The 23,114-nt window shown below is 40.5% G+C and carries 21 protein-coding genes and 2 tRNA genes; 6 read left to right on the top strand and 17 right to left on the bottom strand.

Features of this window, described 5'->3' with window-relative positions; genetic code table 11:
- Window positions 1-70 precede the first annotated feature (70 nt).
- The 10 genes from H9L23_RS03505 to H9L23_RS03465 all read right to left on the bottom strand — a co-directional run bounded on the left by H9L23_RS03505 (window position 71) and on the right by H9L23_RS03465 (window position 13,274).
- Window positions 71-1,366 (bottom strand): esterase-like activity of phytase family protein, encoded by a 1,296-nt coding sequence (locus tag H9L23_RS03505; protein ID WP_187593690.1) that lies wholly within the window; start codon window positions 1,364-1,366, stop codon window positions 71-73.
- 278 nt (window positions 1,367-1,644) lie between these two features.
- Complete coding sequence (locus tag H9L23_RS03500; protein WP_187593689.1) at window positions 1,645-2,547, bottom strand: metallophosphoesterase family protein; 903 nt, start codon at window positions 2,545-2,547, stop codon at window positions 1,645-1,647.
- Between the two features lie 112 nt (window positions 2,548-2,659).
- A complete protein-coding gene (locus H9L23_RS03495; RefSeq protein WP_246474840.1) occupies window positions 2,660-4,525 on the bottom strand; it encodes an alkaline phosphatase in 1,866 nt (621 codons plus the stop codon).
- Window positions 4,519-5,178: a RagB/SusD family nutrient uptake outer membrane protein gene (locus tag H9L23_RS26510; protein WP_246474839.1), complete on the bottom strand. Its 660-nt coding sequence runs from the start codon at window positions 5,176-5,178 to the stop codon at window positions 4,519-4,521. Before H9L23_RS26510 ends, H9L23_RS03495 begins: the two co-directional genes overlap by 7 nt.
- Entirely contained in the window at window positions 5,178-6,041 is an 864-nt protein-coding gene (locus H9L23_RS26505; protein WP_246474838.1) for a RagB/SusD family nutrient uptake outer membrane protein, read from the bottom strand. The genes H9L23_RS26510 and H9L23_RS26505 overlap by 1 nt, the downstream gene beginning before the upstream one ends.
- An 11-nt stretch (window positions 6,042-6,052) precedes the next feature.
- Window positions 6,053-9,397 (bottom strand): SusC/RagA family TonB-linked outer membrane protein, encoded by a 3,345-nt coding sequence (locus H9L23_RS03485; protein ID WP_246474837.1) that lies wholly within the window; start codon window positions 9,395-9,397, stop codon window positions 6,053-6,055.
- Between the two features lie 124 nt (window positions 9,398-9,521).
- Entirely contained in the window at window positions 9,522-10,469 is a 948-nt protein-coding gene (locus tag H9L23_RS03480; RefSeq protein WP_187593688.1) for a FecR family protein, read from the bottom strand.
- 63 nt (window positions 10,470-10,532) lie between these two features.
- Complete coding sequence (locus tag H9L23_RS03475) at window positions 10,533-11,096, bottom strand: RNA polymerase sigma factor (RefSeq protein ID WP_187593687.1); 564 nt, start codon at window positions 11,094-11,096, stop codon at window positions 10,533-10,535.
- A 563-nt stretch (window positions 11,097-11,659) separates the two neighbouring features.
- The gene (locus H9L23_RS03470) at window positions 11,660-12,664 is read right to left on the bottom strand and encodes an LLM class flavin-dependent oxidoreductase (protein ID WP_187593686.1); all 1,005 of its coding nucleotides are present in this window, start codon (window positions 12,662-12,664) and stop codon (window positions 11,660-11,662) included.
- Between the two features lie 127 nt (window positions 12,665-12,791).
- On the bottom strand, window positions 12,792-13,274 hold the full coding sequence (locus tag H9L23_RS03465) for a GNAT family N-acetyltransferase (RefSeq protein WP_187593685.1): 483 nt from the start codon (window positions 13,272-13,274) through the stop codon (window positions 12,792-12,794).
- 106 nt (window positions 13,275-13,380) lie between these two features.
- Here H9L23_RS03465 and H9L23_RS03460 point away from each other — a divergent pair, with 106 nt between their 5' ends.
- Complete coding sequence (locus H9L23_RS03460) at window positions 13,381-13,608, top strand: hypothetical protein (protein ID WP_187593684.1); 228 nt, start codon at window positions 13,381-13,383, stop codon at window positions 13,606-13,608.
- 70 nt (window positions 13,609-13,678) lie between these two features.
- Window positions 13,679-14,284 carry a hypothetical protein gene (locus tag H9L23_RS03455; RefSeq protein WP_187593683.1) on the top strand — a complete coding sequence of 202 codons (606 nt, stop codon included), beginning with the start codon at window positions 13,679-13,681 and terminating at the stop codon, window positions 14,282-14,284.
- 125 nt (window positions 14,285-14,409) lie between these two features.
- Here the strand turns inward: H9L23_RS03455 and H9L23_RS03450 are convergent, their stop codons facing one another.
- On the bottom strand, window positions 14,410-16,002 hold the full coding sequence (locus H9L23_RS03450) for a S41 family peptidase (protein WP_187593682.1): 1,593 nt from the start codon (window positions 16,000-16,002) through the stop codon (window positions 14,410-14,412).
- A gap of 344 nt (window positions 16,003-16,346) precedes the next feature.
- Between H9L23_RS03450 and H9L23_RS03445 the strand changes: the two genes are divergently transcribed.
- Window positions 16,347-16,643, top strand: a complete 297-nt coding sequence (locus tag H9L23_RS03445; protein WP_187593681.1) for a DUF1801 domain-containing protein — start codon at window positions 16,347-16,349, stop codon at window positions 16,641-16,643.
- 27 nt (window positions 16,644-16,670) lie between these two features.
- Window positions 16,671-17,114, top strand: coding sequence for an SRPBCC domain-containing protein (locus tag H9L23_RS03440; RefSeq protein ID WP_187593680.1), 444 nt, complete (start codon window positions 16,671-16,673; stop codon window positions 17,112-17,114).
- A gap of 59 nt (window positions 17,115-17,173) precedes the next feature.
- Here H9L23_RS03440 and H9L23_RS03435 read toward each other — a convergent pair whose 3' ends face one another.
- From H9L23_RS03435 to H9L23_RS03415, 5 genes are all read right to left on the bottom strand, one after another.
- Window positions 17,174-18,076 (bottom strand): HipA domain-containing protein, encoded by a 903-nt coding sequence (locus H9L23_RS03435; RefSeq protein WP_246474836.1) that lies wholly within the window; start codon window positions 18,074-18,076, stop codon window positions 17,174-17,176.
- Between the two features lie 22 nt (window positions 18,077-18,098).
- Entirely contained in the window at window positions 18,099-18,431 is a 333-nt protein-coding gene (locus tag H9L23_RS03430; protein WP_187593678.1) for a HipA N-terminal domain-containing protein, read from the bottom strand.
- Window positions 18,421-18,633, bottom strand: a complete 213-nt coding sequence (locus H9L23_RS03425) for a helix-turn-helix transcriptional regulator (RefSeq protein WP_187593677.1) — start codon at window positions 18,631-18,633, stop codon at window positions 18,421-18,423. The genes H9L23_RS03430 and H9L23_RS03425 overlap by 11 nt, the downstream gene beginning before the upstream one ends.
- Before the next feature lie 186 nt (window positions 18,634-18,819).
- Window positions 18,820-18,892, bottom strand: a tRNA-Phe gene (locus tag H9L23_RS03420).
- A 307-nt stretch (window positions 18,893-19,199) separates the two neighbouring features.
- Window positions 19,200-19,272: transfer RNA gene (locus H9L23_RS03415), tRNA-Phe, on the bottom strand.
- A 229-nt stretch (window positions 19,273-19,501) separates the two neighbouring features.
- Between H9L23_RS03415 and H9L23_RS03410 the strand changes: the two genes are divergently transcribed.
- Together H9L23_RS03410 and H9L23_RS03405 are read left to right on the top strand one after the other, a co-directional pair.
- Entirely contained in the window at window positions 19,502-20,797 is a 1,296-nt protein-coding gene (locus H9L23_RS03410) for a (Fe-S)-binding protein (RefSeq protein WP_187593676.1), read from the top strand.
- A 115-nt stretch (window positions 20,798-20,912) separates the two neighbouring features.
- The gene (locus tag H9L23_RS03405) at window positions 20,913-21,701 is read left to right on the top strand and encodes a (Fe-S)-binding protein (RefSeq protein WP_025144610.1); all 789 of its coding nucleotides are present in this window, start codon (window positions 20,913-20,915) and stop codon (window positions 21,699-21,701) included.
- A gap of 74 nt (window positions 21,702-21,775) precedes the next feature.
- On the opposite strand, the gene H9L23_RS03400 is transcribed toward H9L23_RS03405, so the two are convergent.
- Window positions 21,776-23,113 carry a TldD/PmbA family protein gene (locus tag H9L23_RS03400; protein ID WP_223191036.1) on the bottom strand — a complete coding sequence of 446 codons (1,338 nt, stop codon included), beginning with the start codon at window positions 23,111-23,113 and terminating at the stop codon, window positions 21,776-21,778.
- Window position 23,114 lies beyond the last annotated feature (1 nt).

Below are 23,114 nucleotides of genomic sequence, written 5' to 3'. Positions count from 1 at the left end.
GGCGGGAATCTTAAAGCGTTTTGCATTAAGATTCCCAATCGGGTTGGGAATGACGACCGCTCCAAATATCCTAAAGCTTAATTTTCACAAAATACAATCGGTTTCTATCAACCGAATTGGTTAAAGGCAAAATTTTCTGGGCAAAACCACTTGCACCGTTATCTACCACACCAAAATCATCATCGTTAGAAATCACCAGAATATTACCTGGCAACAAGGCTAAACCTTCTGCTTTATCGTGTGGGTAAACAGATGGAAGATCTTTTAAAAGGTCTAAAACAACCGTTTTGCTTACCGGTGTAATGCCTGCTCCGCTTAAGCCTGCTGCGTTGTTCAATTCTTCGACCGTTTTACCACCATAAAGTTTACCCGTTGTGCCGTTGTTCGAATCAGAAATATCGGTAGCGCCGCTGATGTCGATTTTGAAAACTTTTTTAAATGTGGCCGGGTTGCTTGCTGCACCTCCATACAAACCATCGCGCTCGATGGTTAAAAAAGTAGTACTATTTACGGCAACAATATCACTCACACCTGTAAGGCTTACATTATCCATTAAATAAGCATATTGTTTGGTTGCACCTGTAGCAATATCAAAAGTGAGGATTCTTAATACAACCGAATTGGTTACTGCACTTTTTGAAGGATTGTACATTGGCGATTGCATCATACCCACCAAAGTTTTTCCGTCAGGAGTAATGGCCAGGCCTTCCATACCGCGGTTTGCTCTTCTATTGGCAAATACAGCCGGAATTTTGCGTCCGCCGGTTCCTGTTCCAAATGGGTTAATGCGTTCGATGGTTTTTCCTGTTGCATCAACGTGTACAATGTGCGGTCCGTATTCATCGCTGATCCAGAACGATCCGTCGGCAGCCCTAACCAAACCTTCTGAGTCGATGCCATCAGCGCTTGGCGTAATTACCTGTCCGTTTAAGTCGTAAGCAATTTCTCCAGAAGCGCCCATTCCCGCAGGATTAGGTAATCCGTTTAATTTACCACCTGAGGCATTTTTTAGTTCGATGGTTTGCTCAAGCACTAATTTACCATCTTTTAATCTGAATTTTCCGATCTGCGGATCAAAATCAGGCTTTCCGATGATGATGGAATTGGCCAGCTGCCCGGCAACATTCGATCCCCTATCCGTCATCATGTAAAAAACATCCGGCGAATTGGGATCAGCAGCTACAGCCGAACCGAAACCACCGTTATATACTTTTACGCCTGCAGTTGTGGTAAAAAGTACCGAAGGGTCAGAAACTTCGGCCATGGCCGGATAAGTAAATTCTGCTGGTGTTTCGTCGTGGTTCTTTTTGCACGATACCATACCGATAGATGCGGCGGCTATCAGGGTGAGTAGATCTCTTTTCATTTATTCTTTTTTGAACAAAGCAAGGATCTAAATATGAAGGCAATGTTAAGGGAATAACAAGAATAGTTTTCCCACCAGGTTAGACAATCGTAAAAAGTAATTGTTATTGTAATTGCTTTCGACCATTAAGAAGTTAAGGGCATTAAGAGGTTGTTAGTAAATTCAAATGCGGGCGTCATTCCCAACCCGGATTGGGAATCTTAATGCCATTACTATGCCTTATTTGCATTAAGATCCCCGTCTGCACGGGGATGACGAATCTTGAAAATTTCCATCATTTAATAATTCACATATTTTTCTTCAAAACTCCCATCCTCATACAAATCGATAATACCATACCCTGGTGCGGTTTCTCTTCTGTTCCCCTCCCACCAGGCGCCTGATACAGCACCATTACAGAGGTAAGTAACGCCGTTGTACACCACTTTATCGCGCATGTGCAAATGGCCGCTTAAGCACAATTTAACATTGGGGTGCTGGTAAAAAAGGTTGATGATCTTTGCTGTATCGGTATGCATGTCGCCACCCAGCATGGTCCATTTGTTTACAATATCATCTTCTATCATTAACAGGGCGGTAAGAATTGGAATGTGCGACATTACCATGATTGGCATTGTTTTACTGGTGCCTTCCAATTCGATTTTTAGCCAATTTAACTGTTCATCGCCCAATTTACCGATGTACCAGGTATTATCGATATCAAGGTGGGTACTATCCAATACAATAATTTTCCAGCCGTTTTGTACCAAGCTGTAATAAGGTTTAACCAGTTGCAATTTATCCATGGCATATTTTTTACCATAATAAACATCGCCTTTGCTAGCTTCGTTCCACCAGATATCGTGGTTACCCAAACAATAACGCACCGGGATACTACATTCGTTTTTCATGGTTTCCTGCACCAGTTTCCATTGACCGTTAATGGTATCAATATTCTCTTTGTTCATATCGAAAACGATGTCTCCACCGTTTAAAATCAGGTCTACTTTTGGCGATTGTGCCTGTAAGTGATGCAAACACCTGACAAATCTGGCCGGAGCATTAAATTGGTTCTTCAGGTGAACATCAGTAATGTGCGCCACCCTTAAAACAGGCTTTTTCTCCTCCGTTAACGAAACTTTTGATAAGGTTGGCAGCAAAAACAGGCCACCGATATTTTTAAGTGCAGATCTTCTTTCCATCAGGTTTTCTCTATTGGTTTCAAAATTAGCATTGCAATGTTGTGTTAACATTAAGAAAAAGCAGCGCTGCATTATACAGGCACCGCTACAGAGATTGTTTGGTTTATTAAATTTATTGAGCTTTTACAGAGCGATAAGCTTTGATGATTTTGTGAAAAATCTGGTTATTAGGATAAACCCCACGGAAATTTTGAGAACCAGGGCCATAAGCAAAAACCGGAACCATAATGCCCGTATGATCGTTGGTGCTAAATTCGCCCCTTACCATGCCTTTTTCGGCGGCACCATCTAAAAGGGTTAATCCACCTGTTTCATGATCGGCAGTTACGATCACCAGTGTTTCGCCATCCTGATCGGCAAAACGCAGCGCTTCAGCAATGGTGCGGTCGAAATCGTGTAATTCGGTAACGAGATAAGGCAAATCGTTGGCATGGCCACCGTAATCAATCTGTGCACCTTCAGTCATGATAAAGAAACCAGGTTTATTTTTAGATAAGACCTGAATGGTATGCAATAACGATTTTTTCAGCATATCGCCACGGCCCTTTATTGCAGGTCGGGTAGCCGAATCATCCAGTAATACCAGTTGCTTGCCTGCATTTTGCTTTTCAAAATCAGCTAAACTGTTTGTTACCTGAAAGCCTTTGGCTTTAAGTTCTGACAAAAGGTTGTTGTTCTTATTCTGCTCGAAAGCTTTACGGTTAGAACCGACTAAAACTTCGGCTTTGCTGCTTAACAGATCATTCGCAATTGCTCCGTTGTAAGAGCGGTCGAGCTGATGGGCATAGAATACTGCCGGTGTTGCATCGGTTAAATCGCCTGAACTGATGATGCCACTTTTTACGCCGAAAGCGGCCAAAGTATCAACCAGATTGGTTTTGTTCTGGTCATCAGGTCCCATACCAATATAACGGTTATTGGTTTTATAACCCATTGCCATGGCACTACCGCCCGCAGCCGAATCGGTATTTCCGGCATCAGCCGCAGCTGTTTCTGAAAAACCAACGTTGCGGAACTTCGCCATATTGAGGTCGCCATGGTTGGCAATCAGTCCGGCGTGGATCGCAGCCAGTCCCATTCCATCACCGATTAACAAAATAACGTTTTTAGGCGCTTTATTTTGTCCGTCGGTTTTATATGTTGGAGTATAAGGCGTGTAAGGTGTTGGATTGGTATAACTGAGTTTATCCTGATGAAGATAAAAATCCTTCAGTTTGGTCGGTTTATCAGTATTAATCCAGTCAACACCAAGCCTTTCGAGTACAATCCAGGTGTTCGGACTATCCTGTGTGGCCCAAAACCTGAAAGGTTTTCCTTTTTGGTGCGCATTGTTAATCGCAGCCCTCATTTTTACCTCGTCGGTTTTGGTCGGGTTTCCCTTTCCATTCCATACGGTATGGTTTTTCAAATCATCACTGATCATCGCCACCCTGGTTAATTGCGCATCGCTATAAATGGTTGTCGGCCTGCCATCAAATGATAATTGCTCATCATAATTTTTAAAATCTGCAGGAACAGGCATATCGCCACTAACCACTACTTTTATGGCATTGGCATTCTTTTTTGCATCGAAAACCTCGGAATAAGCCTCGAGTTCTTTCAGCAATACCGGAAGTACATGTTTGTAATCTTCCTTTACATCAACCACCAATTGCAGTTTTAAAGCCGCATTGGTGTAAGGATGGTTTCCTTTTGCTTTAAAAAACCGGGCAAGCGGATCGAGGTATATTTTTTTAAGTGTAAAACCCGGCCTGATTTCTGAAGCCTCATGTGCTACATATAGTTCTCCGTCTTTTAAAAAAACATCAGCTTCAATGGATCCCATTTCTGCATAATAAGCAGTTAAAAGGGGGATTTCCTGCTTATAATCGTTATGACTGTGCCCACGGTTTGCATTCAGTTTTACCTGGGCAGATGCACTTTGCAGCCCCAGCACAAAGGCCAGCACTGCAAAGTTTATCCTTAATTTTTTTACCATCCTGGATTTTGTTTAATTACACCCGCACTGTTATCAATTTCTCTTTGTGGCACTGCCCAAACATCGTGTACCTGCGGATTGAAAGTTCTTGCCGGCCAGATTACACTTCCATCAAAATCGTGTAACGGTTTTGCATAAGTAGCCTGCGCATCGCCCCATCTTACCAGATCGCGGTGACGGTCGGCCCATTCGCCTGCCAGTTCATTGCGGCGTTCGCGCTTAAGGTCGTCGATGGTCATTCCTGTTTTCGTACCCAAGGCTGCGCGTACCCTGATTTTATTCAGTTCGGTATCGCCGGCACCTGCACCACTTAAATTAATGGCTGCTTCTGCTTTAATCAGCAATACTTCTGCATAACGCATTAATGGCACATTTAAATCAGTTGTTCCGTTATCACCGTTAGGGTTAACATGCGTTGGAATTGGGTTAGCGTAAGAAAAAGGCTCCATGTATTTTTTAAACTGGTAGTTTGAAGTTGCCCCGGCATCTTTGGTAAAGCTACGCTCGGCACCAAAGAACATAAATTTATCGCCAGGTTTTAAAATGGTAGCTTCCCTGCGTTGATCGCCCGTTTCATAAGAATCGTAAAGTTCTTTGGTTGGCAGGTAATAACCCCACCCGTTATAAATACCCCAGGCTTTGTTGGTTAACATTACGCCCGGAAGTTTACTTCCCAGCCGGTACCGCCGCCACTTGGCGTACAAACTACCGACCAAATATACTCTTTAGACCAGTTATTTGAGGCTTTAAAAACATCGGCAAAACCAGTATTAACCAAATCATGCTGACCAGAACTAATCACCATATCGGCATATTTTGCAGCGTTGGCATAATCCTTTTTATACAGGTACACTTTAGATAAATAAGCCCAGGCCGCAGTTTTATGTGCTTTACCATAATCTGCAGCTTTCATCGCCGAAAACAACGGAAGGTTATCAGCTGCTTTTAATAAAAGTGAAATGATGTAATCGTAATTTTCATTTACATTTTTTGCACGGGCAACTGGCTGAGAAGCATCGGTCTCCGGAGTAACAATTGGCACACCTGCTTTATCATTTCCATAGTTTGCTGCCAGTTGGAAATACACCAAACCGGCATTAAAGTAAGCATCACCGATGATCTGTTTCTTTAAACTTTCATCCATATTGATCTTTGGCACATTGATAATGATATCGTTGGCGCGTTTGATAATAGCATAACGCATGCTCCACTGTGTTTCGGTATAGCCACCGCCCACATAGGTACGGTTAAAGTTTTTAATGTTATCAGCCTCCGGCTTATTACGGCCGGTAACCATATCATCGCTGGCGTTAATAAACCAGAACATCCCACGACCGTAAAAATCTTCAGCATTGTAGTTTTCGTACATCCCGCCTTCGGCTTTTAACGCGTCTTCTTTTGTTTTCCAGAAATTTTGTGCTGATGGAGAACCCTCAGGTACGATATCAAGTTCTTTTGTGCATGAAGAAAAAACAGCAAGTGCTGCAAATGCTATATATTTAAAATTCTTTTTCATTGTTGTTGTGATTATAGATTTACACTTAAACCAAGGATAAAACTTCGTGCCTGCGGATAACGACCAACATCCACTCCGTTGTTGTCCATTCCGATCTCCGGATCAAAGCCTGAATATTTAGTAATGGTAAAAAGGTTGTTTGCTGTGGCATAAATTCTTACTCCTCCGGTTTTTAATTTACTGGCGATAGATTTTGGCAAACTGTAACCCAGGGTTACATTACGGATGCGCAGGTAAGAACCATCTTCTACATAAAAATCAGAAGCTGCAAAGTTTCCGTTGGCATCGCTGGTCGAAATAATCGGCACTTTGCCTCCTGGATTTTCCGGCGACCAGGCGTCAAGAATACCGACCAGTTTGTTATAAGATGGCCCACTAGCACTATAGGTAGTACGTTTTACCGCATTAAATAATTTATTACCCTGTACACCTTGCGCAAAAATATTGAAGTCGAAATTTTTATAACTTGCATTAAAGCTCAATCCATAAGAGAAGTCAGGGTAAGCACTTCCGGCGAAATAACGGTCTTTACTATCAATTGATCCATCACCATTGATATCTACAAATTTAAAATCGCCTGCTTTTGCATTCGGCTGAATCTTGGTTCCTTTCGCATTTTTGTAGTTATCAGCTTCTGCCTGACTCTGGAAAATACCATCAGTTTTCAACACATAATAGCTGTATAGCGATTGCCCAACCCTATTGGTAAGGGGAGCAACCTCATTCCGGAAATTGGTAGACACAACCTGGTTTTCTATACCTGGTATAAGTTCTTCTATTTTGTTGTTTATTTTAGTTAAAGTAGCGTTTACCGAGTAAGTGAAAGCTGCATTTTTATCACTGTTGTAAGTTAACCCTAACTCAATGCCTTTATCTTTTACCTTACCTGCATTAATAATTTGAGTATTTAAACCTGCCGTTCCGGGCAATGTTCTGGTTAGGATCATTTTATCGATTTCTTTGATAAAATAATCTGCAGAAAGATTTATCCGTCCCAGTACTGCTACATCAACACCAACGTTGGTTTGTTTTGATTCTGCCCATGCGATATTAGGATTGGCCAAAACGTTTTGTACATAACCATTCTGCAAAGTAGGTGTTTGCCCAAAATAACTTTGCGTAGGCGTTAATAATGGATTAACCGCATCGGTAGTTAGTGAAGCTAAATTACCCAAAAAGCCATAACTGCCCCTTAATTTCAGTTCATTTAACCAACTTACATCTTTAAGAAAATCTTCTTTGCTCATCACCCATCCAACTGAAGCCGAACCATAATTCCTGGTCCTGTTATTTTTGGTGAGTAACGATGATCCATCACGACGACCGATTAACGATACCAGATATTTTTCGCGATAGTTGTAGTTCGCCCTCAGAAACAATGAAGAAAGCGCCTGTGCAACATAAGTGCTCGAAGAAGGCTGTATAACTGTGGCATTCATTAAATACCTGTACTGTGGAGATTCATCATCAAAACCAGATCCCGATGCAAATAAACTTCTGTATTGTGTTTTTTGAAACGAATAACCGCCTGTAACATCGAGCTGATGGTTGCCAAAGGTGGTTTTGTAATTTATTACCTGCTCTGTTAGGAAATCATTATTACGGTTACTACTTTCCTGCAAACTATTGCTTAATACTGGTTTTCCTACCTCAGGTCTTTTAGGGGTAAAGCTTTTAAATGAAGCATCTGTTTTGGTGATGCTTAAGTTAGACCTAAAGGTTAAACCTTTGGCGAGTTTAATATTGGCGTAAGGATTAATTACCAGCACATTTATTGGGTTACTGATATCGATACGCTTCAACTCAGCAACAGGGTTAACAATATCTCCATAATCTCCGGGATATGGGCCTGGCAAACCGGCAAAACTGCCATCGGCATTATAAGCTGTACCATTTGTTGGGTAATAAATTGCAGAAAGTAAAGCACCTGTATAATCGCTGCTGGTGTTGGCACCGTTTCCGTTGGTGCTGCTATACGATAGGTTTTCGCCAACCTTTAACCAATTGGTAACCTCGTGTTCGGTATTAATCCTGAAATTGTAACGTTTGGTTTTGGTATTTAATACAATACCTTCCGCATTACGGTAGTTGAAACTTAGGTAATAATTCGATTTCTCGCTACCGCCGTTTATAGCAGCATTGTAATCCTGTAATAACCCATCTCTAAACACTTCATCCATCCAGTTGGTGCGCGTAATCTGTCCGTCAGGGTATTTTGCGGCATCAAAGGATGGCAAAATCGTAGTTCCCCCATTTTTGGCCGCTGTTGCTGCCACCTGCGAACGTTGCTGTGCATTTAGGGATTCTAGTTTTTTCCATGCGCTCTGTTGCCCAACTTTAGCATCAAAACTGATCTGCATTTTGCCGCTTTTGCCTTTTTTGGTGGTAATTAATATTACACCTCCCGAAGCTCTCGCTCCATAAATCGCTGCCGATCCATCTTTTAGCACCGAAATGGATTCGATATCGTTAGGGTTAAGCTGTGGCGTACCTGAAAAAATTGATCCGTCGATTACGTACAGCACACTTTCTCCATTAAGACCGCCTGAGCCGCGGATATTGATGCGTGGTGCAGAAGTTGGATCGCCACCTTCATTGGTTACAATTACACCAGGGGCTTTTCCAGCTAGTACCTCACCCACGCTGTTTAACGAACGCGAAGAAAGTTTATCCATCCCCACAATGCTGATTGCCCCGGTTAAGGTTTCTTTTTTCTGCGTTCCGTAACCCACAACCACTACATCAGCAAGCATGGAACGTTCTTCTTTTAAAACCATATTAATCACCTGGTTCTCGCCTACTTTTGCTTCTTTGGTCTGATAACCGATCATCGAGAAGGAAAGCACGGCATCGGCACCCACTTCAATGCGGTAAGCACCGTTGCCATCGGTAATGGTACCACTTTGTGTGCCCAATACTTTTACCGAAACGCCCGGAAGTACCAAGCCCGTAGTGTCTTTAACTATCCCTGTAATAACGCGGTCTGGTTTGTTCATTACGGCATTGTTTAAAATTACATATCCGCCTTTTTCCAGAACCTGCAAACCAAGTCTGTCTAAAAGTGATCTTACCGGCTCTGTGGTGAAATCGCCACTTACAAACATATTTTTTTGTTGTAACTGATCGGGGTTGTACACAAAACTAAGTCCGGTACGGGATTCTATTTCTTTGATGATCTCGGTCATCTTACGGCCTTTATTTATCGTAATGCTAACCGTAGTTTTCTCTAACTTTTGCGCCATACCTGCAGAAGCAAGGATAGAACTGCAAAAAATGCAGAGGATTGTAAATGTTAAACATGAGTATTTCATGATCTTATAAAGAGCTGGTGTCCTCTTAGCGGAGGTTGTTTTCATTGCTTAATTTGTTTGATTTTATTTTTTGTAAAGCTTTAATTATGCTGACCTTAAGGCCAGAAAGAAAGATTGCGGCGACCAGTCTGACCGGTACCGTAGATAACTTCTATATCATATCCTTATCTCATTTGTATATATTAAATGTTTTATGATTTTTTGATCCGTTAAACTTGAGGTGATGCAGACTGCAGATGATATCCAGAATCTCTTCGGGCGATTGTTTGCTACTGAAAGAAGCAGTAGTTTTAAGTTTAGCCAAAGTGCTGTCGCTCAGCACAATTTTAATGCTGTAGGCATATTGGAGTTTGTTAATAACCTGATCGAGCGTTGCGCCATCAAAAGCGAATTCAATAAAAGCCACAGGTTTAATTTTGCGGATGGCAGCACGCCCGGCACTTTTATCATAAGTTAAAAACTCATCCTTTACCAGTGTACCCAGGTTGCCTTTTTGATTGCTCACCGCAACTTTACCCGTTACTACAGCAACTTCGAGCTGCTTACTGGCCTGGTAAGATTTAACCTTGAAAGAAGTTCCCAAAACTTTAATATCGATGCCGGAAGTAGTATGTACCGTAAATGGTCGTTTTTCCTGATGGGCAATATCAAAAAAAGCTTCACCCTCTTTTAGTGCTATCTGGCGACTGTTTGATGCAAATACTTTAGGATAGCTCAATTTCGCAGCCGGGCCAAGCAATACCACCGAACCATCAGATAAGGTAATGCGCTTCTGTTCTGTTGCTCCGGTAATTACAGTAACCTGATTTTCGACAGATTTAACCGGACGGTTGATTTTCCATACCGTTAGTCCGATGGTAAACACAATCAGCACCGCAGCGGCTACCTTATAAAAAGTTTGAAGCTTTAGTATCTTATTGTGCTTAGGTTTTTCGTTCATCGCCGCCTTTAGCTGAACAAACATTTGTGCTCCTATCGCAGCTTTTTGATCGGCAGGTACAACCACATCTTTTGCCTCGAGTGTGGCATACCACTCTTCAACTTTTTTTTGTTCTTCGGGACTAGCCTGCTGATCGAGATATTTCTGCAGCAGCTCCTTTGCCTGTTTTTCTGTCATTTAAATACATGTCAGTTCAAAAGCAAAGAGGTACTAACCAAAAATGTTATCTATAGATTAACTTTATGTTAAGCCGATTAAAGTGGCAATTAACAGGATGTAGGAAAGACTTTTTTTGAGTAATTTTAAAGCAGCAGAAATCTGGTTTTTCACCGTTTGGACAGAAATATCCAGCTCAGAAGCAATTTCTTTGATGGATTTTTCCTGCTTTCTGCTCATGGAGAAAACCTGCTGCATTTTTTCTGGCAAGAGTGCAATGGCGGCATCTACTTCGAGGTGGAGTTCCTTTAACAGGAGTTTATCATCTGCAGCAGCGCTGTGTTGCTCATCCATCAATGCCGTAAGTGCAGGTTGGTGCTGCTCTTTAAGACTGCCCGACCTGAAATAATTGATCACTTTATATTTTACAGCACCATGCAGATAAGCGCCAAGGCTTCCGGAAAGGTTAATCGTTTTATGGTTTTCCCAAAGTGAAATGAAAATCTCCTGGGTAATATCCTGTGCTAGGGCTTCATCACCTGTTTTTCTTAGTGCAGCATCAAAAATACCCTCCCAATAAATCTGGTAGATTTCTTCCATTGCCTGATGGCTTCCGCGCTGTAAAGATGAAAGTAAAGTTTCGCTCAAAGGATGCCGATTTTTCGCAGCAAAGCTAGCAGTCCAATATTCCCTTAATATTAATAAATCTTAAAGAGTAGATGACAAGTAACGTGATTGATGGAAAATGTAAGATGGAAAACAGACGCGATTCCGCGCGCATCAGCGATATCTGAGAGAAAATTAGGCGATCTGTTTCCCGCAGATTTAAGAAGATTGCCTCAGAACTTAACTGCAAGCACGTTGTGTCCTTCTGTGAACGCTTTGGTTAATAATGGAAAATGTAAGATGGAAAAACGGACGCGATTCTGCGCGCATCAGCGATATCTGCGAAAAAATTACGTGATCTGTTTCCCGCAGATTTAAGAGGATTGCTTCAGAACTTAACTGCAAGCACGCTGTGTCTCTCTGTGAACGCTTTGGTTAATGATGGAAAATGTAAGATGGAAAACGGACGCGATTCTGCGTTAATCAGCAATATCTGCGGGAACAAAAAAAAATCGTCATCTCGACTCCGTTTCACCCGATAGCTATCGGGTCCGCTCGAAATGACGACAAATTGGTTAATTGTATCAGTAATGAAGACTTATCTTTTAATCAAACAGCCCCGCAAAAATTTTATTAGAATGCAATTTTGCCTGATGATCATAAATATGTGAAGTGCTCATAATCTCATTAACACCATAAGTATTAACAAAAGCGGTTAAATTTTCTTTAATGGTTTCTCCACTTCCTATAAAAGAATAATACAACATCTGTTCTACCGCCTCTTTTTCCATACGGTCCCAATACTGATTAATATCATCTATCGCGGGTTTTAACAACTCCCTTTTGCCCGTAATTACACCCAAGAACATGCGTTTCACCGAACTCGATAAACGTTCTGCTTCTTCATCGGTATCGGCAGCCACCACATTTACACAAGCCATTACATAAGGCTCTTTCAAAAATGCCGATGGTTTAAAGTTATTCCGGTAAATGGAAATGGCCTGTTCGAAATAAGTTGGTGCGAAATGACTTGCAAAAGCATAAGGCAATCCTTTCTCTGCCGCTAAACGGGCGCTATCGGTACTAGAGCCTAAAACCCAGATCGGAATATCCAGTCCTTCACCCGGAATAGCCCTTACACTTGCCCGGCTATTGGAAGCCGAAAAAAGCTGTTGCAACTTTTCTATATCCTTTGGAAAGTGATGTGCTGCATTAAAATTTTCACCACGGATGGCCATTGCCGTAACCTGATCGGTGCCCGGTGCCCTGCCCAAGCCCAAATCTATACGGTTAGGGTAAAGTGAAGCCAAAGTACCAAATTGCTCTGCCACAATTAAAGGCGCATGATTGGGCAACATAATACCACCAGAACCTACACGGATGCTTTTTGTGCCACCAGCAATATAACCAATGAGTATAGCAGTAGCGGAACTGGCCACACCAGCCATATTATGATGCTCTGCAAACCAATAACGGGTATAACCTAAATCTTCAGATTGCTGGGCTAAATCCAGACTTGTTTTGAAGGTATCAGCTGCGGTATAACCGTCTAAAACAGTTGCGAGATCGAGTACAGAATAAGGTATATTTTTTAATGAATGATCAGCCATAAAATAAAGGGATAAAATCTATGCTACAAAAATATCCTTATTCGTGCCAAGTTTGGATGACTACAGTTGATATGACGTTTAAGCTACACTAAACTTACGTTGCGATTAAATTTCATTTTCCAATCGGCTACAATACTAGTAACATCCAAACATTACAGGCGAAATGTCCTGAATTACCCAATGGAGCTGAAAGTTTTCTAAATCCTGCTTTTTCATACATAGAAATAGCCGTGGTAAGTTCGGGGAACGATTCTAAGTACACCTCGTTATAGCCAAAGTGTTGTGCGGATTCGATGCTTTTTTCCATTAATAACTTACCAATACCCTTTCCCCGCGATGCTGCAGAGGTGTATAGTTTTACGAGTTCTACACAGCCATCAGGCAAGCCTTCGGTTGGATAAATGCCGCAGCCGCCAATAATCTCTGCGTTTTCTTCTGCAAGCCAGTAAGCCGATCCCGTATGCTCAAAAAGTGTAGATAAATCATCAGTTGTTGGGTCGGTGTAAACCGTACCGGGTTTGTCGATCTTAAATTCCCTTAAAATCGTTCTGATCATCTCTGCTGTTGCTTTATTATCTGCTGCTGTTATCTTTCTAACGGTGACGGCCATATCATTTATGTCTATTGTAAAGGTAAAAAATGAGACAGCTGCTTTATAAAAAATAACAAACAAAATGCCCTTAAAATTGATTTATTATAATAAACAGATTTATACTATGGAAAACAAGCAAGAAAAAACACCAAAGGAAAATACAGGTAACCATCCAAAACCTAATGATGATGTACAACTGGACATAGAAACGGTAACACCTTCAACAGAAAAAGAAGTTAAGACTGAAGATCATGTCGAAGAAAATAAAAGTGAGCATACCAAAGGAGACGTTGACGACGAAAAAGATAAAGGTGGAGATCATCAGGATGGAATAGAAACTGTTACACCATAACACTGAGTTAATTTTAGTTAAAGCAACCGCACAGCTGAAATAGTTTTAGTATTTTGGCGTTATGATTAACATGAAAAACATACTAATGATTTGCCTGCTTACCATTACAACTATATTTGGTTGTGGTATAAACAAACAGGCGCAACAGATAAAGGCACTCGAAAATTGCACTTATAAAATTACCAATGTACAAAATATCTCTATTGCAGGCACAGACGTAAAAAAACTAATGGATCAGCAGAGTTTTAGCTTAACCAGTTTACCAGGTGTGGCTTTGGGCTTATTAAGGAAAGATATCCCGTTAAGGGCTAATCTGAACTTAGAAATCACCAATCCATCAAGCAGTTTGGCCGCCATCAATCAGTTCGAATATAAGATTTTGGTAAATAATACCGATTTAGCAGAAGGTTTGGTTAACCAGAATGTAAGCATTGCGCAGGGTCAAACCGTAACCGTTCCTGTACAACTGGTGAGCAATATTTACGGACTAATATCAAACGGAAATGTTTTTAATGACATTATTAAAGCCGCTCAAAAAGGATCTTCTTCTAAAGATGAAAAACTGGGATTATTAACCATTAAAATAAAACCAACCTTTATGCTGGGCAATACACCGGTTAAATACCCGGGTTATATTACCATCAATAAAGACATTAGCAGTAAAATATTATTGTAATAATTTCTTAAAATCAGGATTAAATGTAAAATCCTGCTTAAGAACCAAGTATTTACAATCTCCAATAAACCAGGAAGCCCGATCAGCATATTTTACTGATCGGGCTTCTTTATTTAATATATTTATTAAAACTTTCTACCTGGAGTCATCACCATGCCCTTAAATCCATTCTGATCCAAACGCTCGTCAACCAGTTTCTGTTCCGCACTCGACAATTTTGCCGCTGTAGGCACCTTTGAGGTACTTAAACTTGACGTTTTTGCCGCCGGAATTACAAAAGTGCCCGATTTTGCGTAAGCCAATGCATAGGCCAGCAGCGTTTCTGTTTCATCTCCAAAGGCTTTCGTTAAATCCTCCTCCGATTGTTTATCAACAGTTAAACCTGAATAATAACCACCTACACCCTTTTGATTTTTAGTTTCAAATTCGGGAATATACATGTCCACTTTATCAATCCTGATTGGAAAAAAACCAACCGGCTTGCCATAAGTAGTAGTACCGATCAGCTTTACATCCATTACTGGTATTAAGCTGTTAATGGTGAGCTCACTTGCCGATGCTGTTGATCCGCTAACCAGAAAATAAATCCTGCTTAATGCCAATGAACCCGATTTAGCAAATTTTTCAATATTATCTGAAGCAGTAGGCGTATAATCTAAATCGGCATAAGTAGCATATTTTCCGTTTACTCCAGAGGTATAGGTTTGTAGTTTTCCGGCATCATCCAGCAGTGGCTGATGCGCCAATACCGAAGCCTTCCGTTGCGCGGTAGTAATCGATTGTAAATAACTGTTATAATAAGAGGTAAACATGGTATTGCCGGTTTGTGCTGCCGGAGCGGCCAGGTTGATAATCTGTGTTGCTGTAGATACATAACCACCGCCATTGTAACGTAAATCAACAACCAGTTCGGTTACCCCTTGTGTAGCAAAATTAGAGAAAGCCGCATTTAAAGCTGCAGAAGCATTATTAGTGAAACTGTTAAAAACAATATAACCTACCTTTTTGGCCCCAACAGTATAAACATTGGTAAATAAAATAGGATTAACGGTATAAACAGTGCTGACTATGACAGCCGTTTTCGGATTGCCGTTAATATCATTAAAAGCCAGGGTTACACTTGGATTGGTTCCAAAAATGGCGCTGTTTAAAAAATCAATATTGGTGCTGTTATAGGTTAAATTTGTTCTACCGTTTACACTGGTTACCCGGCAGCCGCGTGTTAAACCCTGCTGTGCGGCAGGCGAATTAGGGTAAACATATTTCACCCTTAAATCTTCGGTGGTATTGTACCTTACCGAAAACCCATAATCGTTAGCCGAGCCATTAACATCAGCCTTTAAAGCGCCTGTTTTTCCTGTGGTAGCAGCAGTGTAATCAAAAAATGAATATTTTGGATCGGTAGAATTACTTACATATTCGTAAGGTTTACCGGTTGATGGATCAGTAGAATACTGCGTTAGGGCATAAAGTTCCGCTTCATTGGAGCTAAATCCACGCGGATTAAACGCCGCGTAAGTCGGTAAAGAAGTATTCCAGTAATACAGTTCTTTAGCATATAAAAAGATCGAATCCTTGGTCAGTTCTGTACGTGTTCCGCTGGGTGTGGTTGGTGTAACCGGTTCATCGGGCGTAACGCTGCTTTTTTTACAGGCCGAAACTATTCCCAAAGTTAAAACACCCAGCACTATCAGGTGGGTAAGTCTGTTATTTCTCATAGGTTTTTTGTCGCATTATGTTTTATATATACGTGTTGGCTGACGATTAAGTTGTCCGCAAATAAACTTTATTCACCAATCAACTCAATTTAAATCAAAATATTGCACGCACAGGCAGATGTACCGTCCAACTACGTAAATCTATCGATTAAATTGCTTTATTTTAAGATAATTATGTTAAATAATGCTAAAAATAATTTTTCTGTCTGCCCCCTAAAATTGTCGCCTTTGCACCGTATTCAATAGCTGCTTAGTTTGCAAATTTGTTATTATAAATTTCAGACGATGAGCATTACCGAAGTAAATACATTCATGGATCAATTAGATCATCCTTTAAAAAAGAAATGGAAAAAGTAATTGCCATTATTACTACTGCCAGCCCGAAAATTGAAAGTGGTATTAAATGGGGAGGTCCAAGTTTTAAATTTAAGGAAGATATGGCTACAATAAATCCGAAAATTAAAAACTATGTAGTGGTTGTTTTCCATAAAGCTTCATTATTAAACGATGATTTCGGTTTTTTGGAAGAACAGACTAAAGGAAAAGCTTATGCTAAATTTTACAACATGGCAGATGTAGATCAGCATGCCGATGGATTAAAAAAGGCCGTTAACGCCTGGATAAAGCTAATGGAGAATTAAAAAAACCAAATCATAAAATCAAAAATCATGAAAAAGATTGAATTTAAAATCACCATTGATGCCTCAGCAGCAAAAGTATGGGATGTACTTTTTGGTTTAAAAAGCTATCCTAAATGGACTGCTGTTTTTGCGGAAGGTTCGCAGGTAAAAACCGATTGGAAAAAAGGAAGCAAAGCAGTTTTTCATGATGGCAAAGGAGATGGAATGATTGCAGTGATCAATGAAAATATTCCCAGCCAATATATGTCCATCAAACACATTGGTCAAATAATGGATGGCAAGGAAACCCTACACGATTGGGGCGAATCGCTGGAGAATTATACCTTAACTGAAAAAGATGGTAAAACGGACCTGCTGATCGACATGGACATTACTGAAGAATGGCTTGACTATTTCGAAAAAACCTGGCCAAAAGCCCTGGATAAAGTAAAGGAGATAGCAGAAAATCCTGATGAGCATGTGGAAACTTAACTAAGTTTCTTTGAGAATACAAAAAGCCTCTCATCAGGATTTTTTATTGATCTTAAAGTTTAAGAAGTCATTAACCGGGCAACTCTTTCCGTCCAGATCTTTTTATATTCTATTTTAAATGTTGCGGGCAAAAAGGATCTGTTTATCAAACTGAATACTAGATCTGTTTTAGCCGTAAATTTATTAATCACCCTTTCAAATACCTTAGTTCCGATTCCAAGCGACCTTGCCAGGTTTTCAAAATCTCTTAATTTAAGATTTGTTTTACGGCCACTTAAAAGCAGGGCCATTTCTTCTTTGTCGGCAGGAAATACCAATGTACTATTGATCAGATCATAAGCAGGAGAAAGATTGATTTCATTACCCGAATAAAGAATAGAAAAATTTTTCATGTGCATATCATTGTTACCACTTAAAAAAGAGAAAACAAGAATTTCAAAATAATTATAAATGTCTAATCCCTTATTGGTACAATATAGATCGATTAATTTACCACAGCGTTCGTAAGAACTATCATATTTCTGTTCTGTTTGAAAACCACTAAGCTGACAAAAGTCTTCCATGTGTACTTTTATTTTCCCGATCCTATCAAACCGTTTAGCTATATAAGCCCAAGTACCATCTGATACTGGTATCAGTGCATGTTTACAGGTATTTATTTTGAATAGATCAGCCAGGTGCATCGTTAAGTCTTCTACCTCAGGCATAAACGCAATTGCCGCATTTTGGGGTTTTAAGATGTATTTTCCCAAAAGTCCAACTATAGTTAACCTTTTACTTTTACCTACATTTTCAATATCAAGCGACAATTTAGGCTGAACCCCAGTAACTGCAATTCTTTTATTAACGGTTTCGTTTGCTAAGTCATCAAGCAGTTGCTGATCGAGTTTTAATTCCGGTAACTCATCCGTACCAAAGATTTTTTTACAACAGGACGCATGATAACCCTGTGTTTCTTCCACAATTTTATAGCAAAAAAAGCAATTAGCCATTTTCTTCCTCCACTGGCAATACCGTTACTGCCCCTATAGTATCTCTACAAAGTGTAATCAATAATTCGAACCGGTCTGTTCCCTTAATTTTCCAATGCTTGGTCGCAAAATTTAAAAGCCAGCCTTCTGGTATCAAACCATCAAAAAAAGAAAAAAGCACACGGCTGTTGTAAGGATATTTGCTTAAAGGCAAAGTTTGACTTATCGGTTTTGAATCACTACTTTTCAGGTAGGTTTTATCGTAGGCGTAGCTATAACCCTGATCATTCCTTTCCAGATACCCCGCTAGCCGTTCTCCGTAAAAAACCCTGGCCTTATTCGCCATCCCCTGCTCCTTTATCTATAACGCCTAACTGTTTGCCGAACATGCTCAATACATCGTTTACCTTATCCAGTTGAACAGTCGTTTTACCTCTCTCTAATTCTCGGAGAAAACGAATTCCAACCCCAGCTTTAAACGCCAGATCTTCTTGTGATAATCCTTTTTTCTTTCTTGATGCTTTTATAAACATTACTATTGGATCCATATTATAATACCCTTTCGGGTACAATATACAAAATAAATAATATTTTTATACCCTTTAGGGTACAATTAAACCTAAAAACAATATAAATATAACCGTTCGGGTACAAAATTCTATATACCTGATTATGCTGCGAAGGAAAAGCCTGTTAACCAAAAAAGCCTCTCATTTCTGAAAGGCTTTTGGAAGTGGTGCCACCTGGATTCGAACCAGGGACACAAGGATTTTCAGTCCTTTGCTCTACCGACTGAGCTATGGCACCATCCGTTTGGGATTGCAAATGTAGTGTTCTTTTTCTCAATTCCAAAAAAGCATTTCAGTTTTTTTCGTCAAAATAGTACCTTAAAACCTCATCTTTTTGATAAGCAAGAAGATGCAGGTAAAAAATATTTTAAATTTTATTTAATATCGGATTTAACAAAGAGGCAGAACTGAAATGCGTTCAGTTGACTGAGGGAATTAAAAAACAAAAATAATGGGACTAACATTATTTATCGAAAAGCTGAATAATTTCAATAAAAAGACCATAAAACCAAAAAAGCCTCTCATTTCTGAAAGGCTTTTGGAAGTGGTGCCACCTGGATTCGAACCAGGGACACAAGGATTTTCAGTCCTTTGCTCTACCGACTGAGCTATGGCACCATCCGTTTGGGATTGCAAATGTAGTGTTCTTTTTTCAAAAGCAAAACTTTTTTTCAAATATTTCAGCGCCACTCTGATTATCAATTAATTAATTTTTCATCAATCCATAAATTAACCTTAATTCTTGCTTAGAATGAGTACAAACAAACAATTTTATTATTTTTTTTATGCATGCATAGTAAATTTTAAATATTAATATCCTAATTTAGCGTAAACAATCTAATATTGCATGGTGGCACAGATCCTCTTTCTAGTACTTACACTTGCAGCAATTGCGCTGTTTACAGTTAACCTGCGTAAAATAATTCGCAATATCCGGTTAGGAAAAGCGGTCGATCGCAAAGATCAGCCCCAAAAGAGATTAATGACCATGCTCCGCGTAGCATTTGGTCAATCCAAAATGGTGGTCCGTCCTATCCCGGCTTTTTTGCATTTTTTCGTTTATATCGGCTTTGTGATCATCAACATCGAAGTACTCGAAATTATGATCGATGGATTATTCGGCACCCACCGTATTTTTAACGGTTTAGGAGGACTTTATAATTTTCTGATTGGTTCTTTCGAAATCCTGGCCTTTACCGTTTGGGTTTCCTGCGCCATTTTCCTGGTCCGCAGAAATATCCTTAAGCTTAAACGCTTCAGTGGTGTAGAGATGAAAAGCTGGCCAAAATCAGATGCCAATTATATCCTGATTACCGAAATTTTATTAATGAGTGCTTTTCTGCTCATGAATGCAGCAGATGCTAAACTCCAGTTGTTAGGCGCGAGCCATTATGTTAATGCAGGTGCTTTTCCGGTGAGCCAGTATTTAATGAACATCCTTCCTTCAACCGAAAGTGCATTGGTTATAGTGGAGCGAAGCTGCTGGTGGTTCCATATTATCGGAATTCTGGCTTTTTTAAACTACCTGCCTTATTCAAAACATTTTCACATTCTTTTTGCCTTTCCAAACACTTATTTCTCCAACCTGGAGCCTAAGGGCGAATTTACCAACATGGCTTCGGTTACCAATGAGGTAAAAGCGATGCTTGATCCTTCATTTGTTCCGGCTGAAACCGAACCTGGTAAATTTGGCGCAAAAGATGTGACCGATTTAAGCTGGGTAAACCTGATGAATGCCTATACCTGCACCGAATGTGGACGTTGTACTTCGGTATGTCCGGCAAATATTACAGGTAAACTGCTGTCGCCACGGAAAATCATGATGGATACCCGCGACCGCATTACCGAGGTGGGGCAAAACATTGATAAACACGGCGCAGAACATCAGGATGGAAAAGCTTTATTAGACGATTATATCACCAGGGAAGAAATTTGGGCCTGTACCAGCTGTAATGCCTGCGTAGAAGCCTGCCCTGTAAATATCGATCCTTTACAGATTATCATGGAATTACGCCGTTTTGCTGTAATGGAAGAATCGCAGGCCCCGGGAAGCATTAATGCGATGCTGGGAAATATAGAAAATAACCAGGCACCCTGGAAATACTCGCCAGCCGATCGTTTTAACTGGGCAGAAGGTTCTTAGTCTTTAGTCACGAGTCGTAAGTCCTAAGTCGGACGACTTGAAAACAATTGAGCAATTCAACAATACAATTAACCAGTTAAACGATTTAAACGATTAACCAACAACATCGATAAAAATGGAATTTAAAGTCCCTACAATGGCCGAACTAATGGCCGCAGGTGAAGAACCGGAAATATTATTTTGGGTTGGATGTGCAGGAAGTTACGATGAAAGGGCACAGAAAATCACCCGCGACATCTGCAAAATCTTACATCATGTAGGTATAAAATATGCGGTATTGGGAACCGAAGAAAGCTGTACCGGCGATCCGGCCAAGCGTGCTGGGAATGAGTTTCTTTTCCAGATGCAGGCCATGACCAATATCGAAGTTTTGAATGCTTACAACATTAAAAAAATCGTAACCGGCTGTCCGCATTGTTTCAATACCATTAAAAACGAATATCCGGGTTTGGGCGGCACTTACGAGGTTATCCATCATACCCAATTAATCCAGGACTTGATTAATGAGGGTAAGTTAAAAGCTGAAGGTGGCGAGAGTTTTAAAGGCAAAAAAATCACTTATCACGATCCTTGTTATTTAGGCCGCGGAAACGGAATTTACGAAGCCCCAAGAAAAGCATTGGAGGTTTTAGATGCCCAGCTGGTAGAAATGAAACGCTGCAAAAGCAATGGCTTATGCTGCGGCGCTGGCGGTGCACAGATGTTTAAAGAACCTGAAAAAGGAAATAAAGACATCAATGTTGAGCGTATTGATGAGGCACTTGAAACCAACCCACAGGTAATTGCAGCGGGCTGTCCATTCTGTATGACAATGCTGAGCGATGGCATTAAATTAAAAGATAAAGAGCAGGAAGTAAAGGTGCTGGATATTGCAGAAATTACAGCAAGGGCAAACGGACTTTAGTAGTTTTTTTAAAAAAAATATAAATGGCCTGAGTATCATAATTATACTCAGGCCATTTTTTTTTATTTTATCTTCTACACCGCATCAGATAAGGAAGTAAAGGTAAAATCCCTGATCCTTAAAGGTGGCAGCAGGTAGTTTGCTTCAGATTCGGCACTTACCGTCCGCTCCGTTATCCCAATTTCATCTAAATTATTTAACATAATGATCGGACTTTCATTAAAACGGAAATTCTTCACCGGAAATTTAATTTCACCATTTTCGATATAAAAAGTACCGTCCCTTGTTAAACCCGTTAGCAACAGTGTTTGCGGGTCAACCGTACGGATATACCACAAGCGGGTTACTAAAATGCCCTTTTCGGTTCCTTTGATCAATTCTTCCAGACTTTTGGTTCCACCCTGCATAATCATACCGCCCGGTGTGGGTATAGGTTTAATTCCGGTTTTTTGCGCCCAATACCTTGAGCTATACAGATTTTTAACCACACCTTTTTCTACCCAGTTTATCTTTTGCTGCGGCCTGCCATCACCAGACCATGTAGCAGTGGGCAATTCGGGATTCCATGGATCAGAGTAAATATTGACGCGTTCATCTACCAGTTGCTCCCCAACCTTGGTTTTACCACCGGTTTTGCTCATAAAACTCCTGCCTTCATCAGCCTGCCTGGCATCGAGCGAATAGAATAAGTTTTCGAGCATTACAGCTACCGCAGTTGGCTCTAAAATAACGGTGTATTTTCCAGGTTCTATTGCTTTGGCCGTTAACGATGACATTGCTTTTTTTGCAGCAATAGCTGTATCGGCTTTTGCATTAAGTTTACTAAAATCATTATATCCCCTTGTGGCATAACCCGAGCCTTTACCATCGTCGGTTCTAACGGTAATATTAAAAGCCACATCAGTTGAGGTATTGTAAGCAAATAAGCCCTTACTGTTCATCATTGCCGAACAACCCACGCTGTTAGACAAGAAACCTGCAGCATTCAATTTTGCATCCATAGCCTCTTTTAAACTGGCCTGTACCGCATCTGCCCTATCTTTTGGCGTAACGGCTGCAGTAGCTGGAGAAAAGGTTGGAGATTCAGCTCCGTATTCCTGTGGACCGAGAAAAGGCATAAATTCAGGATTTTCTGGCGCCAGCTGTGCAAGTTCTTCTGCCCTGCGTACTACTTTTTCTAAAGAAGCATCGTCAAATTCATTTATGGTAGCGGTGCCCAGTTTTTTTCCGAAGGCAGAACTCACTACAAGGCTGTTAGAACTGATCCCACCACTGGTAGAAACCGCGTTTCTGGCATACCTTAAGTTTCCACTATCCGAGCAATTTAAGTTTACTTCGCATTGTTCTGCTTTTGAGTAAGCAAGTACTTTAGTTAAAAGTGCCTTTGCTTCTGCTTTTGTTAAGATTGGCATA

The sequence above is a fragment of the Pedobacter roseus genome, assembly GCF_014395225.1.
Lineage (GTDB): Bacteria > Bacteroidota > Bacteroidia > Sphingobacteriales > Sphingobacteriaceae > Pedobacter > Pedobacter roseus.
Note: the sequence above shows the minus strand (reverse complement) of the source record. Positions and strands in the feature narration are given on the sequence as shown.